This window comes from Streptomyces sp. NPDC052687 (genome assembly GCF_040678395.1).
Taxonomy (GTDB): Bacteria; Actinomycetota; Actinomycetes; order Streptomycetales; family Streptomycetaceae; genus Streptomyces.
This window is the reverse complement of the sequence record NZ_JBFATR010000007.1, coordinates 146161-171664: the sequence shown is the minus strand read 5'-3', so window position 1 is coordinate 171664 and position 25504 is coordinate 146161. Positions and strand designations below refer to the sequence as shown.

Annotated in this window: 22 protein-coding genes and 1 pseudogene; 12 read left to right on the top strand and 11 right to left on the bottom strand. The window is 69.1% G+C overall.

The genetic code is table 11. The features are described from left to right. Positions 1-151: 151 nt before the first annotated feature. The 3 genes from AB0K92_RS10395 to AB0K92_RS10385 are packed head-to-tail and all read right to left on the bottom strand — an operon-like array spanning position 152 to position 4895. On the bottom strand, positions 152-1411 hold the full coding sequence (locus AB0K92_RS10395; RefSeq protein WP_365921308.1) for a DNA adenine methylase: 1260 nt from the start codon (positions 1409-1411) through the stop codon (positions 152-154). A gap of 21 nt (positions 1412-1432) precedes the next feature. Further along, the gene (locus AB0K92_RS10390) at positions 1433-2818 is read right to left on the bottom strand and encodes a hypothetical protein (protein ID WP_365921306.1); all 1386 of its coding nucleotides are present in this window, start codon (positions 2816-2818) and stop codon (positions 1433-1435) included. A 16-nt stretch (positions 2819-2834) separates the two neighbouring features. Then, positions 2835-4895 (bottom strand): DUF87 domain-containing protein, encoded by a 2061-nt coding sequence (locus AB0K92_RS10385; protein WP_365921304.1) that lies wholly within the window; start codon positions 4893-4895, stop codon positions 2835-2837. 1043 nt (positions 4896-5938) lie between these two features. On the opposite strand from AB0K92_RS10385, the gene AB0K92_RS10380 reads away from it, so the two are divergent. After that, positions 5939-6844, top strand: a complete 906-nt coding sequence (locus tag AB0K92_RS10380) for a hypothetical protein (RefSeq protein WP_365921302.1) — start codon at positions 5939-5941, stop codon at positions 6842-6844. Between the two features lie 647 nt (positions 6845-7491). Here AB0K92_RS10380 and AB0K92_RS10375 read toward each other — a convergent pair. The 4 genes from AB0K92_RS10375 to AB0K92_RS10360 form a co-directional block, all read right to left on the bottom strand. Further along, positions 7492-7773, bottom strand: a complete 282-nt coding sequence (locus AB0K92_RS10375) for a hypothetical protein (protein ID WP_365921300.1) — start codon at positions 7771-7773, stop codon at positions 7492-7494. Further along, positions 7770-8501, bottom strand: a complete 732-nt coding sequence (locus AB0K92_RS10370; RefSeq protein ID WP_365921298.1) for a GntR family transcriptional regulator — start codon at positions 8499-8501, stop codon at positions 7770-7772. The genes AB0K92_RS10375 and AB0K92_RS10370 overlap by 4 nt, the downstream gene beginning before the upstream one ends. A gap of 7 nt (positions 8502-8508) precedes the next feature. Continuing rightward, positions 8509-8730: a hypothetical protein gene (locus tag AB0K92_RS10365; protein WP_365921296.1), complete on the bottom strand. Its 222-nt coding sequence runs from the start codon at positions 8728-8730 to the stop codon at positions 8509-8511. 517 nt (positions 8731-9247) lie between these two features. Next, on the bottom strand, positions 9248-9526 hold the full coding sequence (locus AB0K92_RS10360; RefSeq protein ID WP_365921294.1) for a hypothetical protein: 279 nt from the start codon (positions 9524-9526) through the stop codon (positions 9248-9250). Positions 9527-9604: 78 nt separating this feature from the next. Between AB0K92_RS10360 and AB0K92_RS10355 the strand changes: the two genes are divergently transcribed. From AB0K92_RS10355 to AB0K92_RS10345, 3 genes and pseudogenes are all read left to right on the top strand, one after another. Beyond that, positions 9605-10360, top strand: coding sequence for a GntR family transcriptional regulator (locus AB0K92_RS10355; protein ID WP_365921292.1), 756 nt, complete (start codon positions 9605-9607; stop codon positions 10358-10360). A gap of 50 nt (positions 10361-10410) precedes the next feature. After that, positions 10411-10608, top strand: a complete 198-nt coding sequence (locus AB0K92_RS10350; protein ID WP_365921290.1) for a hypothetical protein — start codon at positions 10411-10413, stop codon at positions 10606-10608. 177 nt (positions 10609-10785) lie between these two features. Then, a pseudogene (locus AB0K92_RS10345) lies at positions 10786-11664 on the top strand (NAD(P)-dependent oxidoreductase). 527 nt (positions 11665-12191) lie between these two features. On the opposite strand, the gene AB0K92_RS10340 reads toward AB0K92_RS10345, so the two are convergent. The 3 genes from AB0K92_RS10340 to AB0K92_RS10330 form a co-directional block, all read right to left on the bottom strand. Beyond that, positions 12192-13058, bottom strand: coding sequence for a tyrosinase family protein (locus AB0K92_RS10340; RefSeq protein ID WP_365921288.1), 867 nt, complete (start codon positions 13056-13058; stop codon positions 12192-12194). Then, complete coding sequence (locus tag AB0K92_RS10335; protein WP_365921286.1) at positions 13042-13461, bottom strand: tyrosinase family oxidase copper chaperone; 420 nt, start codon at positions 13459-13461, stop codon at positions 13042-13044. Before AB0K92_RS10335 ends, AB0K92_RS10340 begins: the two co-directional genes overlap by 17 nt. Positions 13462-13753: 292 nt before the next feature. After that, complete coding sequence (locus AB0K92_RS10330) at positions 13754-14032, bottom strand: hypothetical protein (protein WP_365921285.1); 279 nt, start codon at positions 14030-14032, stop codon at positions 13754-13756. Between the two features lie 594 nt (positions 14033-14626). Between AB0K92_RS10330 and AB0K92_RS10325 the strand changes: the two genes are divergently transcribed. From AB0K92_RS10325 to AB0K92_RS10290, 8 genes are all read left to right on the top strand, one after another. Continuing rightward, on the top strand, positions 14627-15838 hold the full coding sequence (locus AB0K92_RS10325; RefSeq protein ID WP_365921283.1) for a glycosyltransferase: 1212 nt from the start codon (positions 14627-14629) through the stop codon (positions 15836-15838). Next, positions 15835-17307 carry an exopolysaccharide biosynthesis polyprenyl glycosylphosphotransferase gene (locus tag AB0K92_RS10320; protein WP_365921281.1) on the top strand — a complete coding sequence of 491 codons (1473 nt, stop codon included), beginning with the start codon at positions 15835-15837 and terminating at the stop codon, positions 17305-17307. Before AB0K92_RS10325 ends, AB0K92_RS10320 begins: the two co-directional genes overlap by 4 nt. A 6-nt stretch (positions 17308-17313) precedes the next feature. Continuing rightward, positions 17314-18672 carry an O-antigen ligase family protein gene (locus tag AB0K92_RS10315; protein WP_365921279.1) on the top strand — a complete coding sequence of 453 codons (1359 nt, stop codon included), beginning with the start codon at positions 17314-17316 and terminating at the stop codon, positions 18670-18672. Next, positions 18669-20306, top strand: coding sequence for a lipid II flippase MurJ (locus tag AB0K92_RS10310; RefSeq protein ID WP_365921277.1), 1638 nt, complete (start codon positions 18669-18671; stop codon positions 20304-20306). The genes AB0K92_RS10315 and AB0K92_RS10310 overlap by 4 nt, the downstream gene beginning before the upstream one ends. A gap of 70 nt (positions 20307-20376) precedes the next feature. Further along, positions 20377-21066: a polysaccharide deacetylase family protein gene (locus AB0K92_RS10305; RefSeq protein ID WP_365921372.1), complete on the top strand. Its 690-nt coding sequence runs from the start codon at positions 20377-20379 to the stop codon at positions 21064-21066. A gap of 8 nt (positions 21067-21074) precedes the next feature. Continuing rightward, the gene (locus tag AB0K92_RS10300; protein WP_365921275.1) at positions 21075-22265 is read left to right on the top strand and encodes a glycosyltransferase; all 1191 of its coding nucleotides are present in this window, start codon (positions 21075-21077) and stop codon (positions 22263-22265) included. Beyond that, positions 22265-22939, top strand: coding sequence for a lipopolysaccharide biosynthesis protein (locus AB0K92_RS10295; RefSeq protein WP_365921273.1), 675 nt, complete (start codon positions 22265-22267; stop codon positions 22937-22939). The genes AB0K92_RS10300 and AB0K92_RS10295 overlap by 1 nt, the downstream gene beginning before the upstream one ends. A 5-nt stretch (positions 22940-22944) precedes the next feature. Continuing rightward, positions 22945-24060 (top strand): GNAT family N-acetyltransferase, encoded by a 1116-nt coding sequence (locus AB0K92_RS10290; RefSeq protein WP_365921370.1) that lies wholly within the window; start codon positions 22945-22947, stop codon positions 24058-24060. Positions 24061-24100: 40 nt separating this feature from the next. On the opposite strand, the gene AB0K92_RS10285 is transcribed toward AB0K92_RS10290, so the two are convergent. After that, the gene (locus AB0K92_RS10285) at positions 24101-25426 is read right to left on the bottom strand and encodes a glycosyl hydrolase (RefSeq protein ID WP_365921271.1); all 1326 of its coding nucleotides are present in this window, start codon (positions 25424-25426) and stop codon (positions 24101-24103) included. Between the last annotated feature and the right edge of the window lie 78 nt (positions 25427-25504).

The window sequence follows — 25504 nt, the reverse complement described above, 5'->3', positions numbered from 1 at the left end:
GTGCCCGCCGTCGTGGCTGACTTTCGTCGGCTGAGGCCCAGACGATCTCCGGGACGAGGTGCCGCCCTCACGGGTGGAGAGCGACCGCAGCCTTGACTCGGTCATTGAAACTCCAGCCCAAAGCCGTTCCGCCGACCTTGCGCCGGAAGCACTAGCTAGAGGCAGTCTTCGCGCCACTGAGTATGGAGTCGACAGGCCGGAAGTCATCATTCAATGGGACCGTGGAAGGCGGGAGAGTCGTAATAAGAACCTCTTCTGCCGCCCCCCGACCTTGTCGCGCCGAGGCCGTATACCGCAGGGTAACCACCCGTTTGGCGATATTCCATCGCTTAACTCCGAGCAGTTCCCTTTCAGTGCGATCCGGGTCCATGCGGTTCGCGGCATAAAGCCCGCGATCTAGAAAAAGTTCCGGCTTAGCATCATAGGAGAGAATCCATCGAAACTGCATCCGATGATTCAGATACTCCGCCAGGCGATAATGCAGGAGATTATCATTCCACTGCAAATCCGCCACAGGGGCGTTCGAATATCCCTGCGCTTCGAAAGACGTCTGATAGAGCTTCTGCGACTTCTCCAGATAGGGGGGGTCAAGGTAAGCTAGGACACGATCTGGAATTAGATCTGCATACCATTCTGGAATATCAGCGAGGGTGTCCTTCCAGTCCTTGCACCACACGTCGACCAGACGATTAGCGTCGTATAGTTGCCCCACATACCGGATGCGCTCGGACAATGCTTCCACGTTATATCGGCAACCTATCGAATACTTTGACTGCTGCCGACGTCCGCCGATCGGTCCAGCACTTCCATGCAGGATTCCTGAAAAGGTGGTCCGGTTCAGGAATAGGCACTTCATGGCCGTCTCAAAACGTGCCGTTGACTCCGACATCCCGGGAGTCGGAATCCAAGAACGCCAAAAATCCCAGCGACCTAGAGCCGTCACGCCACCCTTACTGACGTAAAGAGCGTACTCCTCGGTCATTCTGTCTACGAGATTTTCCGTGTCGGAAGCAGCAACCTGCCAAAATGCTGCGACGAGTGGATCCGCATCAGCCAAGAGAATGCGATTTACAATTCCTGCCCCAACAAGCCGTAGAGAGGTGGAGGCGCCACCAGCAAACGGCTCGACGAGGAGATCTACATTTCTAGTCTGAGAGGACTTTTTCGCAGCCTCGATCAATTGGCTAATAAGACTCGACAAACCAGTCTTCGCGCCTGGATACCGAAGTGGAGTCTGATATCTCCCCAAAGCGAGAGGATGCGTGATGCAGCCCACTTCCAGATCAGCCGTTGACCGACCGGGGATACTGCGTGGCGCACTCGGAATTGCTGCAAGCCGTGCGTTATGCGACGGCAAGTCGGGCGCGCTGGGCCAGACTTCGGAAACACCTGAAGCTCTCACCGAGCTCATGCAGCCCCTCCCACTTCGTCGCTACGGGCTCGCTGTTGACGCGTTACCCAAGCCTAGCTTGTGCTCCGCAACTAGCCTCAACACGTCGGTACCGACACCGATGGGGAAAGCCGCCTTACCATGTGCCACAGCAACTGGGATAATTCCATCCTGGTACATGGATGACCCTGTCCGATCAATGACGTCCAGGATGGCCGGCAAGGTCGGGTAGCCAGCAGGACCAGGCTGTCCTCCCCCAGCGTCATACGCAGCGCCTCGCTCAGGCATGACGGTTGGTACGACGATGCGACCATCCTTTGCCCGATAGACGAACTTCCGCCCCCAGTAAGTTTCTTTTCCGTAAGCAGCCGGATTGTCCGTATTCGTTATGACCTTGACGACTTCTTGGTCGCAGACAAGCAAGTCACCGGGTTGAAGTACGTCATGACGGGCAAGCTGACGAGCGTAATCAACCATTGCGCCCGTCTTTTCTAGGCCACAGATGTACGGTCCGTGTCCAGGAGTGGTTGAGGCCATCGCCTGGAAGTATTCCTGAGCGCGGCCACGGAGCTTAGCCGGCGGTCCGTACATAGCCAGGGGGCCATCCACGATAAACAGCGTGGAACACAGCAGCTCATTCCGTGACTGCTGCCAAAGCAGGCTAGTCAGCCCGACAAGGACCAGTAGCTCCAGCACGGACATCAGTCGACCGAGAGCCGACTCGTTGGTGCCTTCCTCAGTGACTTCCTCATGAATACGCAGGACGTCCGTTGGGTACAGAGGTTCCTTGCACAAAGGGCAGCTTCCCCCACGGAAGGGAATTGCAACATCCTTGGCACTGCACTCGCTGGACGGACAGTTTACTGGTACTTCGACAGCTGGCTTCCCTGGCTGCCCATGAAGCAGAAAGAGGAGATCGAGGAGAGACTGATTGAGTCGATTGACCTCGACTTTCTTGCTTCTGAATATACGATCGAGATTTTCCCTCCAAGACGTACTGATGCCAATTCCTGGTCGGCTGTAGGCCCCAGCGACGGGCAGGTCTAGTGAGACCAGCGCGGTGTTCACTGCCTGCTCAATCGCAACGGGGTCGACGAAACGGGCCGCCTTTTGGAACTCCATGGCATCCAAGTCAACATAAGCCGCAGCCGCTTGAGCGTACCCATACACGACGGACGGTAGCCCGTCGCGAACGCGTTCAGTTATCCGCGATCCATCGATAGCAATCGCCGATGTGAGCTGCGTTCCCGCGGAGGGCGACGGGAACGTCCCGGCACGCTGAATTTTCGGGACAAGCCACTGGAGATCTCCTACTTCCTCGGCAGGGACGTAGAAAGTCGCCTTATCCGCCAGAGCACGCAGCGCTGCAGTTGTGTGACCTACCCGTGATGCTCGCTCCGGGGATCCATTCACAGTCTCGTATGGCATGGAGAACCTAGGCCTTCTAGTTCTTAGGCGCCAAAGGCGGGTCGCCCGCCGCCGCCCTTGCTTCGTTCACCAGGTGTGCGTCATACCTGTCGATCTGAACCGGAACGATATACGGAGAAGACAGGGTCTTCAGGCGTACATATCCTCGATCCTCGGAGGAAAGAATCGCCGGAGCGAAGGCACCAAAGTCGTAGAACTTTGCCAGCTCCTGCAGTTCCTTGGTGTTGTTCAGATGCGCCACGACCCAGTTCGCGGTGTTAGCCTTCACCTGATGCGCTACACCGGATACTTCCTGTGTTGCATAGGTCATGCCGATGTTTAGCTTGGCTGCTTCCTTGGCAAGCTTCACCCACACATCGCCATCGTCCTTGTACTTATCTGACGAGAACAGGTTATGCGCTTCCTCAAGCATCACCTGAATCGAGGGTGGCACGGCTCCAGAAGTGAACACTGACGTCTGCTTTGCCAAGAGTCGACGCGTAATGTTCTCCGACAGCGTTTTGACGATGGGAGGAGCACCGACGTGGAGGTCAACGATAACAATCCTCCCCTGAGTCAACTCCGCGTAGATTTCCTCGGCGGGATCAGCTTGCGTCGCCTCGTTATGGAATTCCTTCAAATCCAGCAGGTTTCGCCATCCTCGAACGTTTCCGGACTGCCCGGTTTGCCCTGTGTAGATAGGCTCAGTAGAAGTCCAGCGGACATCATCACAGAACTTTACGGCTTCAGCGTCACCGGCATTTCGCAACTCGATGATTGCGTCCACCACGTCGCGGATATCGCTACCCTTCACCGCGAAGGTAGTCTTCCCTGCCGGAGTGAAGAGCTTCCTATCGCTGTTCTTTTGCTCGACAGCATCGCGCAGCGGTTCCTTCATCGCGACAAGCACCGAGAATGGGCGAGTGGTCCCGGCGTTGTACTTGGGGAGCGCAAAGCCGGCGCGAATGAGCGACGCGTACAGAATCAATCGTCCCCTCTGTGCACGCGTCGTCTCACCGAAGTCCCCTTGGACATCCGTGAACCTGGTTACCGCAAAGTCATTGATATAGCCAGCCGACCCGTCGGACCGCAGTTTGTCGGCGATCAACCCCTGGACGGCCCCGACTTGGTCTGGATCGAAGAAGTTAATGCCAAGCGGCCGAACATGCGGCTGTGTACCATCGGCCCCGAACTTGAAGATGCGGACGTGCTTGTCACCGATCGCCGCAATCTCCGTCCCATCCTGCGTGTTCGGATTCGCGTACTCACCCTGAGGGTCGAAGATCAGTTGACCAATCGGTCCCTCCCCGTTGGCCCGCCGCCGCTCAGACACGACAAAAGTTCGAGCAATGATGATTTTCGCTGTGTTGGATTTACCCATACGGGTCATGCCGAGCAGGCCGGTTTTAGTGCCGATGAAGTCGTGAATATTGACCGTTACGGCCGAGTCGTCTTGCTTAGCTGCCTTAGCACGCCGACGCGTAGCCGAGTATCGCACAGCGCCAATGCGTACACGTTCCACGTCTTTCTCGGAAGGCTTCAGGTATGAGGCAATTTCCGATAGCCCATCCCCGATTGGCTTCAGGACTCGATACGTCGACGTGGCGTAGAAGTTATCAACATCCGCGCCAAAATCAAGGCGCTTACTGCCGTCGACATCTGTCTCATAGAAGGTCCCCAAGATCCGACACCGGAGACCAGTGAATGAAACTCGATTCTTCGTGAAGGGATCGAGGTTTACGTCCAAGACGACAGAGGGAGACGCGTCGCCATTACTCGACAACGCAGCTCGCAGCGCTTCCTCTCGGACTGCATGCAAGTCCGATTCCATCGCAAGCGGAGCAGTTCCATCCACACGCAGCAGCAGCACTTCGTCGTCATCATGGGAGTCCCCATCAATGTCGCGCGCCGTAGCAAGAAGGAATGTGTACTGCGGAATACCGCCAGCTTCGAATTTCCACTTGTCGTGCGTGAGGACGATCGCCTCGTTGTAGTCAAGACGATGGATCGCTCCGATACGCATCGACCGGTCCTCTGCGAGGAGCGTCGACTCAAGAAGAGTGCCGGCCCCTACACCTGGAAACAGCGAAACGGACACTATTCCTCCCCCCCTGGGATGCATGTGCGGGTGACATGTTCTCACAGCGTGCACATGGTCTTAAGAGGATCAACAAGTCGCACTGCAACTGTCTGAAAAACGACTATTGGCTGATTCTTAGTGTCGTGTTCACTTCAGCTTGCTTGCAGTGGCAGCCGGCCACAGGGCGGATGAAAGTGGGGCGGTGCTCAAGCAGGCGGTGGACTATCCGTGGACTCGCCGAGGGATGGAGGCCCCGTCCTGGCCCCTCACCTGCTGCGCGTGCTGCCGTCAAGGGGCCTCCGGAGCCGTGTGCGCAGGTTCGAATCCCGCAGGGGGGCACTCCAGCTCGGACAGCGTGATAAACCCGCTGACCAGCGAGAGTGCCCGATACAGAGACCCGGGCTCAGTCCCATTATGTCCGGGTCTCTGTAGTTGTGTGTCACTGATCGCGAGTGGGTGGCGAGTGACTTTGTCTGTCACTCGCCACACCGAGTCGCCGGCTCGGTGATGTCCTCGGCGAATTAGCGGCTGGAGGCAAAGGTGCCGCCGGGGAGGGCTAGGATCCACCTCCCGGTTCCCCACGTCCCCCGATGTCAGCATCACCCCGCTCCCCGACGCCCTGCGCCGCTTCACGATGGCACGGCGGGACCCATACGGAGGGGCGGTTAGGTAGGCGTGGCGCGGCAGTGGGCCGGACGGAGAACTTCGCGGAACCTGGCGCCCGCGAAGGGGGCCGTTGAGCATCATCCCGGTCAGCGGGCATCATGAGGGCCACTTCCCATCGGTCGATTCCCCGCGAGGGCGCCATGCACGGTACGGACCCGGAGACAGCGACCTCCTCCGCCACGAGCAACACGCACTCCGCACCACCTACCGGGGCCGCACTGCCTTCCGGGCCCGTATCAGCCCCGCAGAGCACGGGCATCGCCCCGGCTCCGGCGGCCACTCCATCCGCGTCGGCCCAAGGCGCGACGACTTCCTCCTCCGCGGCGGCAGCGCCCGACCCGAGTCCGCCCAGGCTACGTCGGCGCGAACTGATCGCCGAGGCTCTCGTGCCAGGCATGCTGGAGAGCCCGCCAGGACAGAGACGACGGAGGGTCCTGTGGACTCTGGCGAGCGGCGCCGTCATTGGCCTTCTCGCCTGGCTCGTTCCGGCCACTCTCGACTATTTCGCGACCGAGCCGATGACACGCCACTCGAAGGAGGTCGAGGAGAACCTCGACCGTGAGGGTCCAGCTTTCACGGCATCCACTCGCGTGGACGCGGACCCGCTCTACAGGGCTTATGTACTGGATCGCCCGCTGACCCGTACCGAGACAGCCATCTTCCTGGAATCCGGCGCTGACGACAGCCCCGACTTCGGGGAGGTAGAAGAACTGGCCGCGACCCACGGTGGCCACGGCCTTGAGGACCCTGGCTGGGACAAGTCCGACGGATACTCGTCCTCGTGGCTCATCGATCTCTTCAGCGACAGATCGGCGGGCCTGACGATTACCGGCATAAGGGCCAAGGATGTGAGATGCGGCCCCGCCGCCGCGAAGACGGTCATCCTGGTCCGTCCCGAGGGCGGGGGCGCCTACGACGGAATTCATTTCAATCTCTCCGAGCCGAAGACGCCCTACTCACTCAGCCCCGACGACTACTTCGGCAAGCCGTACTTCTCGTACAAGAAGATCGATCTCGGTAACGGCACCGAGCCCGGAGGGCTGCGTGCGAGCTTTTCGTCCGGAGTACAAGATTGCAACTTCCTGCTGGAAGCGGAGTACAGGGATTCCTTGGGGCTGCACCAGCAGGAAATCAAGAATGCTTCGGGACGCTTCGCGGTGCGCGGACTTCCCGCAAACCCGTACCAGTTCTTCCTCTGGACGAATGTGGGTGTCTTCGATTGCGGCCCGCACCAGTTGCAGCGCCCCCGAATATGCCCGGCGCTCCCCTTCTCGGTCACCAACTGGTCTTCCGTCGTCTGAAGCGGCACCGCACCGACTGCCGATCAGGTTCCGACGTCTTCGCGAGCGATTCCACGCCGCTGCGTCACTCCCGGGCGGGCGGTCGCGGTCGTCCCGGCAAGGCTCCCGCCGGACACAAAGCCCGCACCATCCCCCTGCTGGGGCCACCTTCGCCCAATGCGAGCAGGTCCTGGGCGACGCCCCCTGACACCCCGACCAGCCGCAACAACCTCGCTTACGCCCGCAAAGCTGCGGCAGTTGTACAGCTACCAGACAGCAACCCCAGCACCCTCCCCGACCTCCCCCCCCTCAGACAAGGCCCGAGCAACCGGTATGACCGTGCTACGGATCAGAAGGCTTCTGACATCCACGACGCCGAACGGAGCCGTACACCAGCGTTCCTGTCCGGCGGTCGCACCAGTCGACAACAGCAGCAGGGGTGGAAACAGATCGAACTCCTAATGCGATGGTCAGCTCGCCATGGACTGTCTATGGACAGGCTTCCTATGGATACGCTTCGCGTGTCCAAAAGCATATGAGCCACCATGACAAAACGGGGAGGGGACCCCAGGATCGTGCCCGGGTTCCTCTCCCCGTCGGGATGGAACGGGAGCGCGCCGCCAGCCATCGCCGCACGCTGCCGCCCTCTCAGGGACGGTGATGCACGCTCACCGCCAAGAGGTGCCCCGGCTGGTCGCCACGCGGAGCACGTCTCGCAGAGCCCCGGTCAGTTCCTGCGCCAGCCGTCGCACGTCTTCCGGGCCGGCGTCCTCGTCGTCGAGGGTTTCCGAGGCCTGGTCCAGCAACTCGGCTGCCGTCCCCAGTTGCGTTGCCTCGATGTTGTCCGCCAGGCGGGACATGTAGCCACCCCTGTTGTCGGTGCTCAGGTAGCAGGGCTTGCCCTCAAGTCCCGTCCACGGGAGGAGTCGCAGTTCGTTCGGTGCCGTCATGCTTGCGCCTGCCTCTCATCGGTCAGGTGGTCGGTGGTGAAGACGGCGTCGACGCGGTCCCCCGGGAACACCAGGTGCGCGGCCTCGACGACTCGCCCGGTGGGGTCGGTCGCAACGCGTGTGATCGCGAGGACGGGCGCCGTGGAGGTGGTCCGGAGGGTCGACGCTTCGTCCGGTGTCGGCGGGCGGGCACAGACCGTCTCCCGGACAGCAGCTGGCGACGCACTGAGGACGGCGAATCTCGCGGCCTCCTCACGGTACGGAGGTTCGTCGTCGAGCACCCCGGCCGGTGCAAGGTCCCGCGGGGTGTAGATGCGTGCCAGTCCGTGTGGTGACTCCCCCTCGTAGCTGATGCAGACGAACTCTGCGAGAGGGCTTCCCGTCGGCACCTTCAGCAAGGTCGTCAGATGCCCGTGCGCCTGGACAGTGGTGCTGCGCATGCTGACGCGCAGGGCCGCTTCAGCGGCCGTCCACGGGTCCAGCGTCCCCCATCCACCGACGTACACGATCTTGCGGAGTGGGCGACGGACGAAGTTGCCTTTGCCGTGGATCTTTTCGACGAGGCCTTCGCCCTGAAGGACGGCAAGGGCGCTTCGCAGTGTCACCGTGCTGACCTTGTACCGGTCGGCCAGGCCGGCCTCGGACGGCAGGCGTTCGCCGGGCTTGATGCGGCCGGTCGTGATCTGGTGCCGGAGGTCGTCGGCGATGTCGTGATGGCGCGGGGACACGGACCCGTCACCGCCTTCTCATCATCCGCACGGCGGCGAGTCGGGTACGCGTGTGTATGGTCAGCAGCTCGCCCGACTCGAAGAGCAGTTGCTTGGCGCCTTGGGGAAGTTGGAAAAGGTCCTGCACCCGGTAGGCCCGGCCGCCGAGTTGGATGACGTCGCCGCGCTGCACCGTGGCCGCGGTCACCTCGATGTTGGAGGCCAGTGCGCTCCTGGGGAGCCTGTCCATCACTGCCTCACCTCCGCGCACGTGGACCGGTCGGACATCGAATGGCAGGGGCAGCCGCACGCTTCGTAGATCACCGGGAGGTCGACCGGCGACGAGACCGGGGAGGATTCCGCGCAGGTGGCATGCGTGCCGATCCTGCATGCGGTCGATCGGTAGGGGATTTCCGCGGCGTCGGTGATGTGAGGCTGTAGGTGACGGGTCATTCGTGGACCCCCACGAGGGCCGACCAGGCCTCAGCCGGTAGACGGGGAGCGACGACCAGTGAACGCGTCTTCTCCCAGGCCAGCACGTACGGGCGGACGAGCGCGACGTCCTCGCCCGGGAGCGAGTGCCGGCGGTTCGCCGTATCGAGGGCCTGGCCGTGGGTGGCCGTCAGCGCGTCGGTGGGCGCTAGGGAATCGGGAACGGCCGGCGGTCGGTGGGGCGCTAAAGGACGGCGGTGCCTGCCCTTGGCAAAGAACCGCACTCTGGTGAGCGAGGCGGCACGGCGGATACGGTTGAGCACGCTGTTCAGCTCCTATCGCTGATGGTCCGGTCCCCCGACATCGCCCGTCGCGGGGACCGCTCTGCGTACGACCGCCCAGAGGGTGCGGTCGTTCAGGCTGGTGGCGTGGAGGCCGAACCGATCGGCTTCGGCCACCACTTCGAGGACCTCCCGCCATAAGTCGGCGGAGAGCGATTCCGGCACCTCCGCTGCGACCGTCGTGTACCGGTCGTGCTCCTCCACGCGGGTGAAGAGCCCGACGGCGGACAGCCGGGCGGCGATGGCCGCCGCGCTAACTCCCGAAGCGGGCACAGGGCAGCCTCCGTCACCGGTGATCACGTTGAGTAAAGCTAGTTAACTAGATTAGAGCTAGTGGACTAGATTTTCCATATGCCTGAGCAGCCGCCCTATCTCCGCGTCGCCGACGAACTCCGGCGGCGGATCGCGGAGCACGAATGGGAGCCGGGGGACCGCCTGCCGTCCCGCGCCCAGATCGGCCAGGAGTACGGGGTCGGCGAGAACGTGGTGCGGCGGGCTCAGGAATTGCTGATCTCCCAGGGCGTGCTGGAGGGCCGCGCGGGCTCGGGCACGTACGTCGCGGAGCCTCGGCAGCGTGTGCGCATGGTCAGGTCGTCCGCACGCGAGCGGCCCGACGGGTCACCGTTCCGGGCAGACATGAAGGCCCTGGGCAGGCAAGGGGACTGGGAGAGCCGGACCGATGCCAAGGTGCCGGCGCCCGCGGACATCGCGGCGCGGCTCGGCATCACCGAGGGCGAGCTGTGCGTCCGGACGACGTACGAGTTCCTGGCCGACGGCAGGCCCGTGCAACTGTCGACGAGCTGGGAGCCGTACGACCTCACCGGCGGCACGCTCGTCGTCCTCCCCGAGGGAGGGCCGCACGCCGGGGCGGGTGTCGTGAACCGTATGGCCGCGATCGGCGTCACCGTCAGCCACGCCGTGGAGCAGCCGGAGCCCCGGCAGGCGACCGCCGAGGAAGCCTCACTCCTGGGCATCCAGAAGTCCGCACTCGTTACGCACATCCGCCGGACGTACTACAGCGATCAGGGACGACCGGTCGAGACGGCGGACATCATCGTGCCCGCCGCGCACTGCGAGATCGTCTACGAGATCCCGATCAGCCGCTAGCAGGCCAGCCCGGCGTCGAGGCACACCCTTTCCGCTCGTATCGTGCCCTCATGCGAAACGAGCGGCACGGTGAGCGGCTGTCGGACGAGGAGCTGGAGCTGTTCCTCCAGTACCTCCACAGGTTCGCGAACCATGACCTCGATCTCTTCGCGCTCATGCAGGTGGGAGACCCTGAGCACCCCGCCTTCGTATCGTTCAGCAGGACGCCGGAAGCGGGTATCGCCCCCTCGGCCTACCGGCGGCCATAGACCGGCTCCGGTTTCGTGCCCTGTCGAATGCGTGTCGACGGCAGGTGAAGAGGCGCCACGAAGGGAGGTTGCTGCGCAGGTCAGCGATCGGCCCAAGGCGAACAGACCGAGCGCCTTCTAAGCGCTTGGCCGCAGGTTCGAGTCCTGCCGGGGGCGCCACAGCCGCGGACCGGCGGGATGGCCATGGGGAGGACCGACGCACGGCTGCGCTGCGCTGTACCGGACGACTTCCAGAACGCGGCGACCGAGATCGCCGACCGGTCACCGGCCGCGGAAGCCGTGGACGTCGTCCTCTTCGGCACCCACATCGACGACGCGGACATCCTGGCCGCGGCCCTCGCCGACTTCGACATCGTCGTGGCCCGGCGCGACCGCGTCCCCTGCCCCCGGCTGAAGCCGCTCGTCGCCTCAGGCAGGCGCAACTCGGTCATCGACCACGCGGCGGCCGAGGCGCACGGCCTCACCGTGCGCGGCATGGCGGGTTCTCTCTCTCCCCCCCCGCCCGCCGAACTGACCTGGCCCCCGCCCCCTCCCCGCCCCTCGGCCCGCCGCTCCCCGTGCCGTGCCCTGCTGCTTCGCCCGGCCCGCGGCATCGTCGAGGAGAGCGCCGCCCTGCGCACCGGCGGCCCCTGGCAGTCGACCCTCGGCGCCGCCCTGCGTGGCCGCTGCCTCGGACTGCTCGGCCTGGGGAAGATCGGGAGCCGCGTGGCCCAGGTCGGCCTCGCCTTCGGCATGCGGGTCAGCGCCGGGGCCAGAACCTCACCGAGGAGCGCGCCTTCAAGGTCGGCGCGGAGCTCGTCCCCTCTCGTCCTCTCCAAGGAGGACGTGCCGGCGAGAGCGTCTTCGCCATCGAGCCGCTGCCCGTCGACCATCCGATGCGCACGGCCCCCGCCGCCTGGCCACGCCACACCCGGGCTACGTCTCCCGCGCCAGCTACGCGACGTACTACGGCCAGGGAGCGAGAACATCCCGGCCTGCCTGGCCGGTTCGTCTGTGCGGCTCCTGTCGCCGGCGCGTGTATCGACCTGCGGAGTTGTCGACGTGGCTGATCGGTGAGGGTCGCCGAGTGCGGTGTGGCGGCGGCGGTGGCAGGCGTGGAGGAGGGCCGCCAAGCGGTGCGGCCATCCATGCCGAGGTGGCCGCCACCGTCGGGGGTGCCGCCCGGTTCTTGATGTCGACGTGGATCAGCTCGCCCTCCCGAGCCCGCTCGCAGCGGCGGGCGGGCCGGCCAGCGGGCCCGTCAAGCGAGGCCCGGCGGTTCAGGCCGGGCCCGCCCAGGATGCGGTGCACGGTCGGGCCCGCCCAGGATGCGGTGCACGGTCGGGGCGGAACACGCCTGGGCCGGGCCGATTCGGGCCGGGCCCCGGGCCTGGGCCCGGTCCTCAGGCGGCAGACGTGGGACACCGCAGGACGCGGGCTCTCCTCGGCTGACAGCCCGGTCCGCAGGCGGCAGACGTGGGCCTCGATCGCCGCGGACGTCCGGTGCGATGCCGTGCGGCCAGGGACCGTCTTCCGGATCACTCGGGGCCCACGGGGCGGCCAGACACTGTCACTCGGAGTCGGGCTGAAACCGAACGAAGGCTCTAGGCGTACCGGTAGATCCCACTGTGGTCCTCCAGTTCGGCGGGTGTCACGTCCCACGGCGGCAGCTTCTCGTGCCGTGCGACGATCCGGCCGCGCTGGGCGTCGCCCCGGGGGAGCGGCTTCGCGGGGAGGTAGCGGGCGCCCCGGTGCCGCCGCTGCCAGCGGGACCAGAGGAGGTCCACGAAGGCGTGGTGCATCCAGAAGACGGGGTCGTTGACGGAGGCGCCGCCGACCATGTGGCCGCCGACCCAACGGTGGACCCGGTTGTGGGTGTGCCACGAAACGGCGCCCCTACCTCGCCCCCACCCCTCCAGCTTGTTGCGGAACCCCTTGGCGGACGTGGAGTCCCAGGGAGCCGTGTCGTAGACGGGGTCGTCGACGGCCCGTTCCACATCGTCGGCCTTGGGCAGGGCGATCGGGTCCCGGGAGCGGCCCAGGTCGCGCCTGAGGAACTCGGTCTGGGTGATTCCGACCTTGATGGTCCACTTGCCGTTGCGGTAGGCGAAGGGGCCGGTCATGACCTGCCGGTCGGACGGGCGCCCGGTGCCGCCGAGCAGGTCGTCGGTCCACGGTACGGCCGTGGGGGTGCGGTTGCGCGTCCAGTCCCAGTACGGCACGGTCACCGAGTCGTCGACCCGGCGCAGCGCGTCCTCCAGGTCCAGCAAGAACCTGCGGTGCCAGGGCAGGAAGGAGGGTGCCATGTGGGCGGTGCGCAGCCCGCGTTCACCGTCGGAGACGTAGTACTCGATGTGTGTGCGCACGAACTCGTCGTACTCGCCGCGGCGTTTGACCTCGAGCAGCGCGTTGACGAACCGGCGCCGCTCGGACCGGGTGAGGGTGCTGACGTCCCTACGTGTGTACACCATGGTGGTGATCTCCCTCGGTTGCCTTGCCTCCGCCCGGCGTGCGGCTGGGCTCCACTCCGCTGCCCCCGTCGTCCGGCGCGCCCAGTTGTTCGGTGGGACCGAGTTCGTCGACGGCCGCGCGCGCGGCGGCGAGTGGGGTCGGATACGAGCAGTAGTGGTCGACCATGCTCATCCAGCTGCCGTCCGCCCGTCGCATCAGATGCAGCGGTCGCCCGTCCACGGTGACGTGCCACGCGCCGGAGCCGTCGCGCCCGGACCGCCAGTCGCCCTCCCTGACGCCGACGATGCGGCGCCCGCGATACGTCTCGGCGAACCGCGCTTCCTCCGCTCCTGCCGGCCTCGACGCCACCAGGAACGGCGCGAACACCCCGCCGACCGCCGATGCGGACAGCCCCCACAGCACCCGCCGCCGTCCTGTGGCGCGCGGGAGGCCGACGACGGCTGACGGACGGTCGTCAGCGGGCCCCGCCTCATCGTGTACCGATGGACACCGGAATGGTCTGTTGGTTCGCAACGGTATGTCTCCTCTCGTCACGACGGACACCTGCCAGCCATGTGGAACACAGCCCAAGGGCCGATCCCGCACGCGACGGAATCGGCCCTGGACGGTCACAAGCGCCCGCTACGCAAGTCCAGCAGAGAGCCCGAATTGAATATCCGGGCGAAAACCTGAGACGAAGGGACGCCCGAACCGCTCAGACCTGCAGGGTGCGTCCGTCCAGCACATGACCCTTGGCCTGCTCGGTCAGGGTGGTCTTCGCGTCCTCGACGGCGCCCGACAGACCGCTCGTCTGCTCGTCGAGCACATTCGCCTGGTCCAGCAGCGCCAGGTCGGAGGGGTCCTTGGCAAGCTGGTTCACCACACCGGTGACGTCCTGCTTGCCCACCGCGAGGTCCAGCGCGAAGGCGGGAGCGGCGACACCGGCCACGACCATGGACCCGGCGATGACGGCGGCAGCCTTCAGAGACTTCATCGTGTTCCTTTCTTCGGCAACTGGAAAGTCACCAGGGGGAATTGCTTCACCGCCTCTAACGATCCCTGGACGCCGCGGAAACTCCGCGCACAGAAAATTCCGGTCCCCGCGCGCAAGCTCACCCGAATGAAGGGCATGTCTTATCTGGGTTTCTCATTCTCCTATGAACGCGGGATGAACACGGGAGGCCATGAAGCCCGTGGCACCGGCCGTGGACCAGCCGCGATACCGGGCGCTCACCGGGCCCCGACCGCGGTGATCGGGGCGTCCACGGCAGTGCCCCGCGGCCTTGCGCCTCGCGAGACCGGGACCGCATCGGCACTGGCACGGCGCGCCCCTGCCTTGCCATCAGGACGCCAACCCGGCGCCGGTCAGGGTGGTTTCGACACACGTGTCACCATTTCCCAATAAAAGAGAAGTTCCGAGATAGAGTGATGTGTCCTGATTCAGCCCGAGAAGTTGATGTCATCGCGAAAGGGCAACGCCGGCCATGCGTCACGCCCGGGGTCTTTCCATTGCGACACGCACGGGGATCCACCTGTCCGACGGCCCGTCAGGGCGGGGCGGTCACCTTCCACGTCGTCCCGCACGGTGATGACCGGCCGGTCTTCGGGCTCGTCGCGCAGCGCGACACGGGCGGCTTCGCCACGCGTCCTCCATGTCACCCAGCCGGTGGACGGCGGAGTCGCCCGCGTGGTCACCGAGCTGGTGCGTGCGCAACGTGCGGCCGGTTTCGGCGTCACGGTCGCGTGCCCCGAGAGCGGCCTCGCACAGGAACTGCGGGAACTCGGTGCGAGCGTACGGAACTGGCCCGCCACGCGGGCGCCGGGACGGTCGCTCCCCGGTGAGGTGCGCCGGCTCGCACGCGTCGTCGACGAGGTCCGGCCCGACGTGCTGCACGCGCACAGTGCCAAGGCCGGGCTCGCGGCCCGGCTGGCGGTACGGGGGCGCATCCCGACGGTGTTCCAGCCGCACGCCTGGGCGTTCGAGGCGGTCGGCGGGGTCACGGCGGTGGCCGCCGTGGCGTGGGAGCGGTGGGGGGCACGGTGGGCCGCCCGTGTGGTGTGCGTCAGCGAGGCGGAACGCGAGCGAGGTGTGCGCGCCAAAGTGCGCGCCCACTGGCGGGTCATCCCCAACGGCATCGACCCGGCGCGCTTCCACCCCACCGCCGTCACCACCGCACGAGCCGCCCTCCAACCGCTCACCGGCCTCGATCCGGCCGTTCCGCTGGTGGTCTGCGTGGGACGGCTGTGCCGGCAGAAGGGGCAGGACGTGCTGCTCGAGGCATGGTCCTCGGTGCTGCGGCGGGTTCCCGGGGCCAGGCTGGCGCTCGTCGGGGACGGGCCGGAGGAAGCGCGGCTGCGGCACCGCGCGCCCGAGGGCGTGCTGTTCGCCGGGGCCGTGGCCGATGCCGTCCCCTGGTACCAGGCGGCCGACCTGGTGGTGCTGCCGTCGCGCTGGGAGGGCATGGCGCTGGCCCCGCTGGAGGCGATGGCGTGCGGGCGTCCCGTCCTGGTCACGGACGTGGCCGGGGCGCGCGAGAGCCTGCCGCCCGGTCACCGGGCGCACTGTCTGGTGCCCGCCGGCCGACCGGGCCCGCTGGGCGACGCGCTCACGAGGGTCCTGCTCGATCCGCCGCTGCGGGAGTCGCTCGGCCACCAGGGGCGCCGCCATGTACTGACCGCGCACGACGTGCGGCACTCGGCCGAGGCGGTCGCGGCCCTCTACCGCGAACTCCTCGACGCCGGGCGCACGGTGACCCACCGCGCGGAATACACCGAGTGCAGGGAGTCCATCCGCTCGTGACCGCCGAACGTACCGTCGCTCCCCCCGGCAGCCAGCCACCGGAGCACGGATTGCCGCCCGTCTCGGTCATTCCCCCGCGCGGGACCGCCGACGGCTTGCGGCACCCCGCTGGGCAACGCCCCACGGCGCGCCCCGCTCCGGGGATGCCGTTGCTCGCCGCGGACGCGGCCGCCGCACTCGCCGCCGCCCCCGCACTCCCCCACCCCCTGCTGGCCGGGCCCCTGTTGCTCGCCGTCCTCTGTCTGAACGCACGGGCGGCGCTGTACCGCCCCGCCGCCGTGCCCGCCGCACTGGACGAGCTCCCCGCCGTCTGCGCCCGGATCACGGTGAGCTGGTGCGTGCTCGCGGCGCTGGTCGCGGCGTTCTTCCCGGCGCATGCCCTGTCCGTCCGTACGCTGCTGACCGGCTGCGCCGTGCAGTGGGCGGCGAGTTGCGCGGGCCGCGGCATGGTGCACTGGCGCCGCCGCCGGGCACTGGTCCGCCACCCCGCCGCCGCCCTCGTCGTGGGTCCTGCCGCCACCGCCCAGCGCGTGGCCGCCGCCTTCCTGCGCCACCCTGGATGCGGCCTCAGGCCGGTGGGCGTCCTCGCCGACGGCCCGGCCTGCGGCGAGGGACTGCCGGTGCTCGGCACCGACGAGGAGGTACACCGGGCCGTCATCCAGAACGGCGTACAGGCCGTGCTCGTCGTGGGCCCGGCGGGCGAACGCGGGCCGCTGCTGCGGGCTTTGGCCGAGTCGGGTTGCACGCTGTGGGAGGTGGACGCGGACGCGGCGGCGTACGACCGGGCGAGGAGCGCCGCGTACGACGAAGCCGGATGCACGGCCGGCGACCGGGGCCCGCGCGAGCGGATCGCCGGCTTCTCCTGCCGCCGCCTGGAGGCCCGTCGACACCGCGGCGGCCCCGCCAAGCGCGCCCTCGACGTCCTGGTCTCCGGGATCCTGCTGCTGCTGGTCAGCCCGGTGCTGCTGGCCTGCGCGCTCGTGCTGCGGGTCAGCGACGGGCCGGGCGTCGTCTTCCGTCAGGAGCGCGTCGGCAAGGACGGCCGCCCTTTCACGCTGCTGAAGTTCCGCACCCATCGCCCGTCCGACGCGCACGAGGCCGCCACCCGCTGGAGCGTGGCGGGCGAGCGGGACATGAGCCGCTTCTGCCGTTTCCTGCGCCGCAGTTCGCTCGACGAGCTGCCCCAGTTGTGGAACGTCTTCCGGGGCGACATGACCCTGGTCGGGCCGCGCCCCGAGCGCCCGTACTTCGTCGCCGTGTTCAGCGAGAGCTACCCCGGCTACGCCGCCCGCCACCGCATGCCGACCGGCATCACCGGGCTCGCCCAGATCCACGGACTGCGTGGCGACACCTCCATCGAGGACCGCGCCCGGTTCGACAACGCGTACATCGACGACTGGTCGCTGTGGCAGGACGTGTGCATCCTGCTGCGCACGGTCGCCGCGCTGGTCCGCCCGACGGGGAGCTGAAGCCCGGTGAGTCACGCGTACGCCCTGCCCGCCGCGCGCGAGGCGGCGCCCGTCCTGCCGGTGGTGGCGGTGATCGCCCTGCTCGCGGTGCCCGTCGCCCCGGACGGTGAGGGGGGCGCGACCCCCGCGGACGCCGCGTCCGGTGTCCTGGTTCTGTGGTGCGTGGTACGTCTGCTGCTCCACCGGCGGCGCCCCCTGTCGCGTACCGCCGCCGTGGTGCTGGGCCTGCCCGTGGTCGGGTTCGCGGTGGCGGCGACGGGGGCCGCCGTGCCGGGCGCGGCGGTCACCGGCTTCGCCCGCTGTCTGCAGATCTTCGTACTCGTCCCGGCCGCCGTCCTGCTGCTCGTCCGTGACCGGCGCGACGTCCGACTGCTGGCCTGGGCGGTGGTGGGGCTCGCGCTGTGGCAGGGAGCCGTCGGGGTGCACCAGTACGCGACCGGGACCGGCGCCTCGTACATGGGCCAGGAGATCCGCGCCGTCGGCACCTTCGGGCCGGGCGACGTCATGGCGATGGCGAGTGTGGTCTCCTTCGGGCTGGTGTGCGCGGTGGGGCTGGCACTGGGACCCGCGCCGGTACGGAAGGGGCACCTCCCTGCGCGAGCGGAGCCGAGAGCTCGGGGGCGGGTGTGGGCCGTGGTGTGCGCACTGCTGCTGGTGGTGCCGCTGGCCGTGTCGTTCAGCCGGGGCGCGTGGATCGCCACCGCCCTGGCCTGCGGAGCGCAGCTGGCGCTGGCGGGCCTGCGGCGGGCGGTGACGGCGGGGGCGGTCGTGGCCGCCGTCGCCGTGCTCCTCGTCGGCGGGTTCGGTGTCGGCTCCGCCCTGCTCCAGGAGAGGCTGAGCACCATCGGGCAGGTCGCCGACGCACCCGACCAGTCGGTCACCGACCGGTACACGATGTGGGCGGCGGCCACGGGCATGTGGCGCGAGCGGCCGCTGACGGGCGTCGGCCTCAAGGGCTTCCCCGAGCACCGCGACGGGTACGCCTCGCTGGCCCTGTCCTCGGGCAGCGATACGGAGGGCGCGGGCGCCGCGTACCGGAAGCAGCCGCTGCTGTCGCCGCACAACATGTACCTGCTCGTGCTCAGCGAGCAGGGACTCGTCGGGCTGCTGGCGCTGGCGGGAAGCTGGCTGGCCCTGCTGGTGCTGGGGCTGCGGCGGCTGGTCCGCGCGCGCAGGGCGGACGGCCCCGGCCTCGACTGCGCGCTGGTGGCCTGCGGGCTGCTGATCTGGCATTTGATCGACTTCGCGTACGCCGACATCGGCGGGCCCACAACCGTCCTCACCGCCGTCTGCTTCGGGTTGACGGCGTGGTGGGCGCTGGCGAGTGACGACCCGGCCGCCTCCCGGAAGGCCGTGGCACGATGACGATCACCCCTACCGGCGCCAGGGGCACCACGCTCCCCCCGGCACGCGCCGGCACGGACACCGGCGGCCCCGGACCCGTCTCGCAGGGCTTCCTCGCCCGGGCTGCCCTCGTCACCGTCGTCCTGTCCCTGGCCGGTGCGCTGCTGGGGCTCGGCCGGGACCAGGCGCTGGCGCACCTCTTCGGTGCGGGGAGCGACACGGACGCCTTCCTGATCGCCTGGACCGTACCGGAGTTCGCGGCGACGCTGCTGATCGAGGACGGGCTGGCCTTCGTCCTCGTACCGGCGTTCAGCGCCGCCGTGGCCCGCCGCGCCCAGGACGGTGCGGGCGACCCGGTGCGGGTCCTGGTCCGCGGCACGCTGCCCCGCCTGTCGCTGGCGTTCGCCGCCGTGTCGGCGCTGCTCGTCTGCGGCGCGCCGTACGTGGTCGAGGCGCTGGCGCCGGGAATCCCCGACCCGGATCTCGCGGTGGACTGCACCCGGCTGACCGGCACCTGTGTCCTCACCTTCGGTCTCGCCGGCTTCTGCAGCGCGTTCCTGCGCGCACACCGCCGGTTCGTCGCGCCCGCGGCCATCTACGTCGCCTACAACGCCGCCATCATCACGGCGATGTTCGGTCTCGGCGGCCGCTGGGGCGTAGGGGCGGCGGCGGTCGGTGTCGCGGCGGGCGGCGCGCTCATGGTCGTCGCCCAACTGCCCGCTGTCCTGCGACAGTCGCACCGCGGGCAGACGGTCCTCCCGGCGGACGCGGCGGACCCACCGGACCGGCGCGCCATGAACCTCTCCCTCATCGTCACCGTCCTGCTCTTCGCCCTGTGCCGCCAGTCACAGGTCCTCATCGAGCGCTTCCTGGCCTCCCCACTCCCCGCCGGCGCCATCTCGCACCTGAACTACGCCCAGAAGGTGGGCCAGATGCCGATGGTGCTCGCCCTGATGCTGTGCACGGTCACCTTTCCGGTCGTGGCGCAGGCGCTGGCCGAGGGCGACACCGAGCGGGCCCGCGACCGCGTCGAACGCGACCTCGCGGTGGTGTCGTACGTCGTGCTGCTCGGCGCCGCGGCCGTCGTCGCGTGTGCCCCGCACCTCGTCCAGCTCCTCTTCCAGCGGGGCGCGTTCACCGCACAGGACACCGCGGCCACCGCCGCCGTCATGCGCGTGTACGCGCTCGGGCTGCTCGGCCACGCACTGGTGGGCGTGCTCGTCCGGTCGTACTTCTCGGCGGGGCGGCCCACCTGGTACCCGGTGGCCGCCATGGCCGCCGGGATCGTCGCCACGTCCTGGATCGGCGCGGCGACGGTCGGCTCGTGGGGCGTGCCGGGGATCGCCGCGGCCAACGCCGCCGGCATCACCCTCACCGCCCTGATCCTGCTGTACGGCATGAAGACGCGCGGAGTGCCGATCCGCACGCGGCCGGTGCTGACCGGGATGGGCAAGCCGCTGCGCGCGGCGGTCGTCGCCTGCGGCGTCGGCGGGTTCTGCGCGGGCCGCGTCGACTCCCCCGCCCTCGGGCTCGCGGCCGGTGGCACGGCCGTGACCGTCGTCTTCCTCCTGCTCGCCCGGCCCTCGGGCGCGCAGCATCTCGCACCCGCCCTGCGCACCGTCTCCAGGAGGCTTCCGCATGCCCGTTTCCGCTGACCGCGGCCCTTCCACCGCCCCCGCACCGGCCACGCCCCCGCTCACCCCCGGCCCTCCCCCGTGGGTGGCGATGTACCACTCGGTGGGCGACTGCTCCCAGGATCCGTACCGCGTCACCGTCTCGCCCCGCCGCCTGGACCGGCAGCTGGGCTGGCTGCGCCGCCGGGGCCTGCGCGGCGTCGGCGTGCGGGAGCTGCTCGCCGCGCGCGCCCGGGGCGCGGGCCGGGATCTGGTGGGGCTGACCTTCGACGACGGGTACGCCGACTTCCTCACCCACGCCCTGCCGCTGCTGCACCGCCACGGCTGCGGCGCCACCCTGTTCGTGCTGCCGGGCAGGCTGGGCGGCGACAACGCCTGGGACCCGCTCGGCCCGCGCAAGCCGCTGCTGTCGGCGGAGGGCATCCGGCAGGCCGCCGCCGAGGGGATCGAGATCGGCTCGCACGGCCTCACGCACGTGGACCTGACCCGGGCCGACGACGCGCTGCTCCGCGCCGAGGTGAACGACAGTGGAGACCTGCTATCCGACCTGACCGGTGCTCCCGTCAGCGGCTTCTGCTACCCGTACGGGAAGGTCGACCGCCGCGTCGTCGACGCCGTGGAGAAGGCCGGCTACGCCTACGCCTGTGCCACCGACCCCGGCCCCCTGGCGAGCCTCCTCGCCCTGCCCCGGGTCCACGTCGGCGAGCGGGACACGGCCTGGCGGCTGCACCTCAAGCGCGGGCTGCACCGGCTGCGCCACCGTGCCGCCGAAGGGGTGTGAGCTTTGCGATGCCCGCGCTGAAGGCCCTGCACGTGATCACCGGCCTGGGCGTCGGCGGTGCGGAGCAACAACTGCGGCTGCTGCTGCGCCACCTGCCCGTCGACTGCGACGTCGTGACGCTCACCAACCCCGGCGCGGTCGCCGAGGGCCTGTCGGCGGACGGCGTCCGTGTCGTCCACCTGGGCATGGCCGGCAACCGCGACCTGACCGCCGTGCCGCGCCTGGCCCGCCTGATCCGGTCCGGCCGGTACGACCTCGTGCACACCCACCTCTACCGGGCCTGCGTGTACGGCAGGGTCGCCGCCCGCCTGGCGGGCGTCCGGGCCGTGGTGGCCACCGAACACTCCCTCGGCGGCTCGCAGATGGAGGGCCGCGCCCTGACCGCCGGCGTGCGCGCCCTGTACCTGGCCAGCGAAAGGCTGGGCCGCGCCACGGTCGCGGTCTCCCCCACGGTGGCCGACCGGCTCACGCGCTGGGGCGTACCCGCGCCGCGCATCGAGATCGTGCCCAACGGCATCGACGTGGCCCGCTTCCGCTTCGACCCGGTCGCCCGCGAACGCACCCGCCGCCGGCTGGGGCTGCCGGACGACGTGTACGTCGTCGGCGGCATCGGCCGGCTGACCGCGGGCAAGCGGTTCGACGTCCTGATCGGCGCCCTCGCCCGGCTCCCCCGTGACTACAGGCTTGTGCTGGTCGGCGACGGCCCTCAGGAGAACGTGCTGCGGCGCACCGCCCAACGGGCGGGGGTGACCGACCGGGTGATGTTCACGGGCGAACGGCCGTACCTGCCCGACGGCACCTCCGGCCCCGACCTGCCGTCGCTGACCTCGGCGATGGACGTGCTGGTCTCGCCGAGCCCCGAGGAGGCGTTCGGCCTCGCCGTCGTGGAGGGCATGGCAGCGGGGCTGCCGGTGCTGTACGCCTCCTGTCCGGCCGTCGAGGATCTCCCGCCGCGCCTCTCCGCCGGGGCCCGCCGGGTGCGGGGCGGCGCGGACGCGTTCGCCCGCGCCCTGACCGAGACCCGCGCCCTGACCGAGATCCGGGCCGGGGCCGGGGCCGGCCGGCCGCACCCGCCGACCCGTCCCGCCTCGGCCGCCGCCCGCCACTACTGCATCACGCGCAGCGCCGCACGGCTCATGGACGTGTACGCGGCCGCCCTTTCCTGCTCGTCCCCGTCCTCCCTGGGAGTGACCCCCTGATGACCTCCATCACCTCCAAGGCCGCACCCCCGTCGCCCCCGACCCGGCGGCGACCGGCGCTCCGGCGCCTGAGCGCGCTGCCGCCGTGGTCCCTGCTGGTGGCCGGCACCCTCGCCGGAGGCCTCGCCGGAGGCACGTACGGCGCTCTCACGCCGCCCACTTACTCGGCCACGGCGTACGTCATCGCCGTACCGACCGCGACGTCGGACCAGCAGACGGCGCTCGGCTTCGCCCAGGCGTACGGCCGGGTCGCCACGCAGCCCGCGGTGCTCGGGGACGCCCAGGTGCGGGCGGGCGTGCCGGTGAGGATGCTGCGGGAGAGCGTGCGGTCGGCGACCTCGCCGGACGCGCCGATGGTGGCCGTGACGGCCACGTCCGAACGCGCCGGTCTCGCCGCCGACATGGCCAACGCGGTCGCCCGCTCGCTGACCCGGCACGCCGACGACGCCAAGGGCGCCACGCACGTCGCACTCCTGCCGTTCTCCCGGGCCGTCAAGCCCACCGAACCGTCCTCGGCGTCCCCGGCACTGACCGGCCTCGTGGGCGCGAGCGCGGGCGGCCTGCTGGGCGGCCTCGCGCTGCTGATCCGTCCCCGGCGCGCCGCCGCCGAGGGCGCCCGCCCGGCCACCGTGCCCGCTCCGGCCCCCGCCGCCGACGCGCAGGAACAGCTGTGAGCGCGCTGCTGCGGACCGACGCCGGCACGCTGCGGGCCGAGCTGTGCACCGACGAGCGGGAGTTCGCCGCGCTGGGTCCCGCCTGGGAGCGCCTGTACCGCAGGTGTGCCGCGGCGACTCCGTTCCAGAGCCACGCCTGGCTGCACTCGTGGTGGATGTCGTACGGAAACCCCGGCCGGCTGCGGCTGGTGCTGGTGCGCGACGGCGGCGAGCTGCGAGCGGCGGCACCGCTGATGCGGGTCGGACGGGTGCTGCCCCGGCTCGTCCCGCTGGGCGGGGCGATCTCCGATTACGGAGACGTGCTGCTCGACGACGAGCACGCCGACCGGGCGGTGCCCGCGCTCGCCGAGGCACTGTCGGCGGCCGCCCGCACCGCGCTGATCGACCTCCGCGAGGTCCGTCCGGGCGGCGCGGCCGAGAGGGTCTACACGTACTGGCGGGGCCCTCGCCGCCGGGTGGGCGACTCGCTGTGCCTTGAGCTGCCCGCCGTGCCGATGGAGGAGCTGACGGCCCGGCTGCCCGGGGCGAAGGCCCGGCGGGCGCGGGCCCGCCTGCACAGACTGACCGCGCTCGGTGTGACGCGCCGGACCGCGCCCCCCGACGAGGTGGGCGCGGCGCTGCGGCGGCTCCTCGCACTGCACCGGCTGCAGTGGCAGGGCCGCGGCGTGACGGCGGAGCACCTCCGGGAACGGTTCGCCGCGCACCTCGTGCGCGCGGCCGTGGCGCTGGTGCGCTCAGGAGATGCCGTGGTCACCGAGTTCCTGCTGGACGGCGAGGTGGTGGCCGTCGACCTGACGCTGCTGTCGCCCCGCCTGGCGGGCTGCTATCTGTACGGCGTCCATCCGCGGCTGCGCGAGCGGAAGGCGGACATCGCCGTGATGCTGCTGGACGCCGGCACCCGGCACGCCGTCAGCGGTGAGCGCAGCACGCTCAGCCTGCTGCGCGGCGACGAACCGTACAAGCGCCGCTGGCGCCCCGACCCCGTGGTCAACCAGCGGCTGCTGCTGGCCCGGCGGCGCACCGCCCCGCTGATGTCGGTGGTCATCTGCGAGGTCGCCGCGCGCGCCCGGGCCAGGGCACTGGTGCGCGGCTGGAAGGAACGGCGCGGCGGCAGGACCTGAGCCTTCCGCCGCCGTCCGGCCGGTGGGGACATCGGGGCCGTCACCGGAAGCGCGACCACCAGTCGAAGCGGATGCAGAGCCTTCCGCCGAGCCAGTGCTCGACCCAGTCGCCCAGGTCCAGCGGCGAGCATTCCGGGTGGGGCGGTGCCGTCGGTGCCGGCCGGGGCGTCGGCACGGGACTGGGCACCGGCACCGGCACCGGCTCGGAGCTGCCGGAGAGCACGGACCGGTACACCTCGGCCGCCTTCGGGTTGCGCCCGCACTGCCACACGCCGTGCGGGCAGTAGTCGGTGATCGAGTGGTACAGCGGCTTGTGCACGTCGATCCAGGCGAGCATGCGCCGCATGTACTCCGGGTTGTCGCCGTTGCGGAACAGGCCCCACTCCGGATACGAGATGGGCTTGCCGTGTTCCTTCGCGAAGTCCACGTGCTTTTGCAGGCCGTACGGTTCCGTCACCTGTCCGTCGAAGGACAGCCCCTGCGGCTGGTCGTACGCGTCCATGCCGATGATGTCGACCGTGGCGTCGCCCGGATAGCACTCGGTCCAGGGAACGGCGTCCCGCCCGCGGCTCGGTGTGAAGTCGAACCGGAACCTCTGACCCGGCACCGAGCGCATGGTGGTGACGATTCTGTTCCAGTACGTCTTCCAGGCCTCCGGGTCCGGCCCGCATCGGTGGGTGTACGTGATGCCGTTCATCTCCCAGCCGAGCACGAGGACGGTGTCCGGCACCCCCAAGTCGACCAGCCGCTCGGCCAGACGACGGTAGTGCGGGTCGAACTCCCCGGCCGCGCCCCGGCGCAGCAGGCCACGGACCTCGGCGTCGGAGAGGCCCTCCTCGTTGCGTTCCAGCATGGGCACGTTGAGGACGAGCATCCGGTCGGCCCTCTCCCGGCGCCAGTTCGCCCAGGCATCGAGGAAGCCGGGGGCGCCTTCGATGTTGCTCCAGCGGTCGCCCGGCAGATAGGTGCGCCCCACGCGCAGGTGGCGGCCGTCCAGCCACCGGCTGATCCCGGCCATACGGAGCACCCCGAGAGGGCTGTAGTGGAGGTAGACGCCTAGGGCGGGCTGCGGGTCGGGGGATGCGGACAGTGCGGGTGGGACGACGGGAGCCGCCGCGGCCGTCGGCACGGGGACTGTCGGCATCGGGGCCGTCAGCACGGGGACTGTCGGCATCGGGGCCGTCAGCACGGGGACTGTCGGCATCGGGGCCGTCGGCACCGGCGTCATCGGAACAGGCGTCTCGGCGGCCTCTTCCACCCCGGCGCCCACGGCGAGTCCGGGTACCTGTGCCAGAACGGCCGACGTGAGAAGAGCGGCCGCGACGTGCACGGCCCATCTTCCGCGGCGCCGTTGCCGAGCGGCCATGGCTGTCCCTCTCCTCCGCTCACCGGCGGCAGCCGGAGCGTGCGCTGCCACTCGTTCATCCGTATCCACCCCGTTGAC

Bases quoted from the DNA above. Each gene is read 5' to 3' on its own strand.
- AB0K92_RS10380 (WP_365921302.1), top strand. From the start codon at position 5,939: ATGCTGGAGAGCCCGCCAGGACAGAGACGACGGAGGGTCCTGTGGACT.
- AB0K92_RS10395 (WP_365921308.1), bottom strand. From the start codon at position 1,411: ATGAGCTCGGTGAGAGCTTCAGGTGTTTCCGAAGTCTGGCCCAGCGCG.
- AB0K92_RS10355 (WP_365921292.1), top strand. From the start codon at position 9,605: ATGCCTGAGCAGCCGCCCTATCTCCGCGTCGCCGACGAACTCCGGCGG.
- AB0K92_RS10330 (WP_365921285.1), bottom strand. From the start codon at position 14,032: ATGAAGTCTCTGAAGGCTGCCGCCGTCATCGCCGGGTCCATGGTCGTG.
- AB0K92_RS10285 (WP_365921271.1), bottom strand. From the start codon at position 25,426: ATGGCCGCTCGGCAACGGCGCCGCGGAAGATGGGCCGTGCACGTCGCG.
- AB0K92_RS10305 (WP_365921372.1), top strand. From the start codon at position 20,377: ATGTACCACTCGGTGGGCGACTGCTCCCAGGATCCGTACCGCGTCACC.
- AB0K92_RS10365 (WP_365921296.1), bottom strand. From the start codon at position 8,730: ATGGACAGGCTCCCCAGGAGCGCACTGGCCTCCAACATCGAGGTGACC.
- AB0K92_RS10390 (WP_365921306.1), bottom strand. From the start codon at position 2,818: ATGCCATACGAGACTGTGAATGGATCCCCGGAGCGAGCATCACGGGTA.
- AB0K92_RS10310 (WP_365921277.1), top strand. From the start codon at position 18,669: ATGACGATCACCCCTACCGGCGCCAGGGGCACCACGCTCCCCCCGGCA.
- AB0K92_RS10375 (WP_365921300.1), bottom strand. From the start codon at position 7,773: ATGACGGCACCGAACGAACTGCGACTCCTCCCGTGGACGGGACTTGAG.
- AB0K92_RS10340 (WP_365921288.1), bottom strand. From the start codon at position 13,058: ATGGTGTACACACGTAGGGACGTCAGCACCCTCACCCGGTCCGAGCGG.
- AB0K92_RS10350 (WP_365921290.1), top strand. From the start codon at position 10,411: ATGCGAAACGAGCGGCACGGTGAGCGGCTGTCGGACGAGGAGCTGGAG.
- AB0K92_RS10300 (WP_365921275.1), top strand. From the start codon at position 21,075: ATGCCCGCGCTGAAGGCCCTGCACGTGATCACCGGCCTGGGCGTCGGC.
- AB0K92_RS10325 (WP_365921283.1), top strand. From the start codon at position 14,627: ATGACCGGCCGGTCTTCGGGCTCGTCGCGCAGCGCGACACGGGCGGCT.
- AB0K92_RS10295 (WP_365921273.1), top strand. From the start codon at position 22,265: ATGACCTCCATCACCTCCAAGGCCGCACCCCCGTCGCCCCCGACCCGG.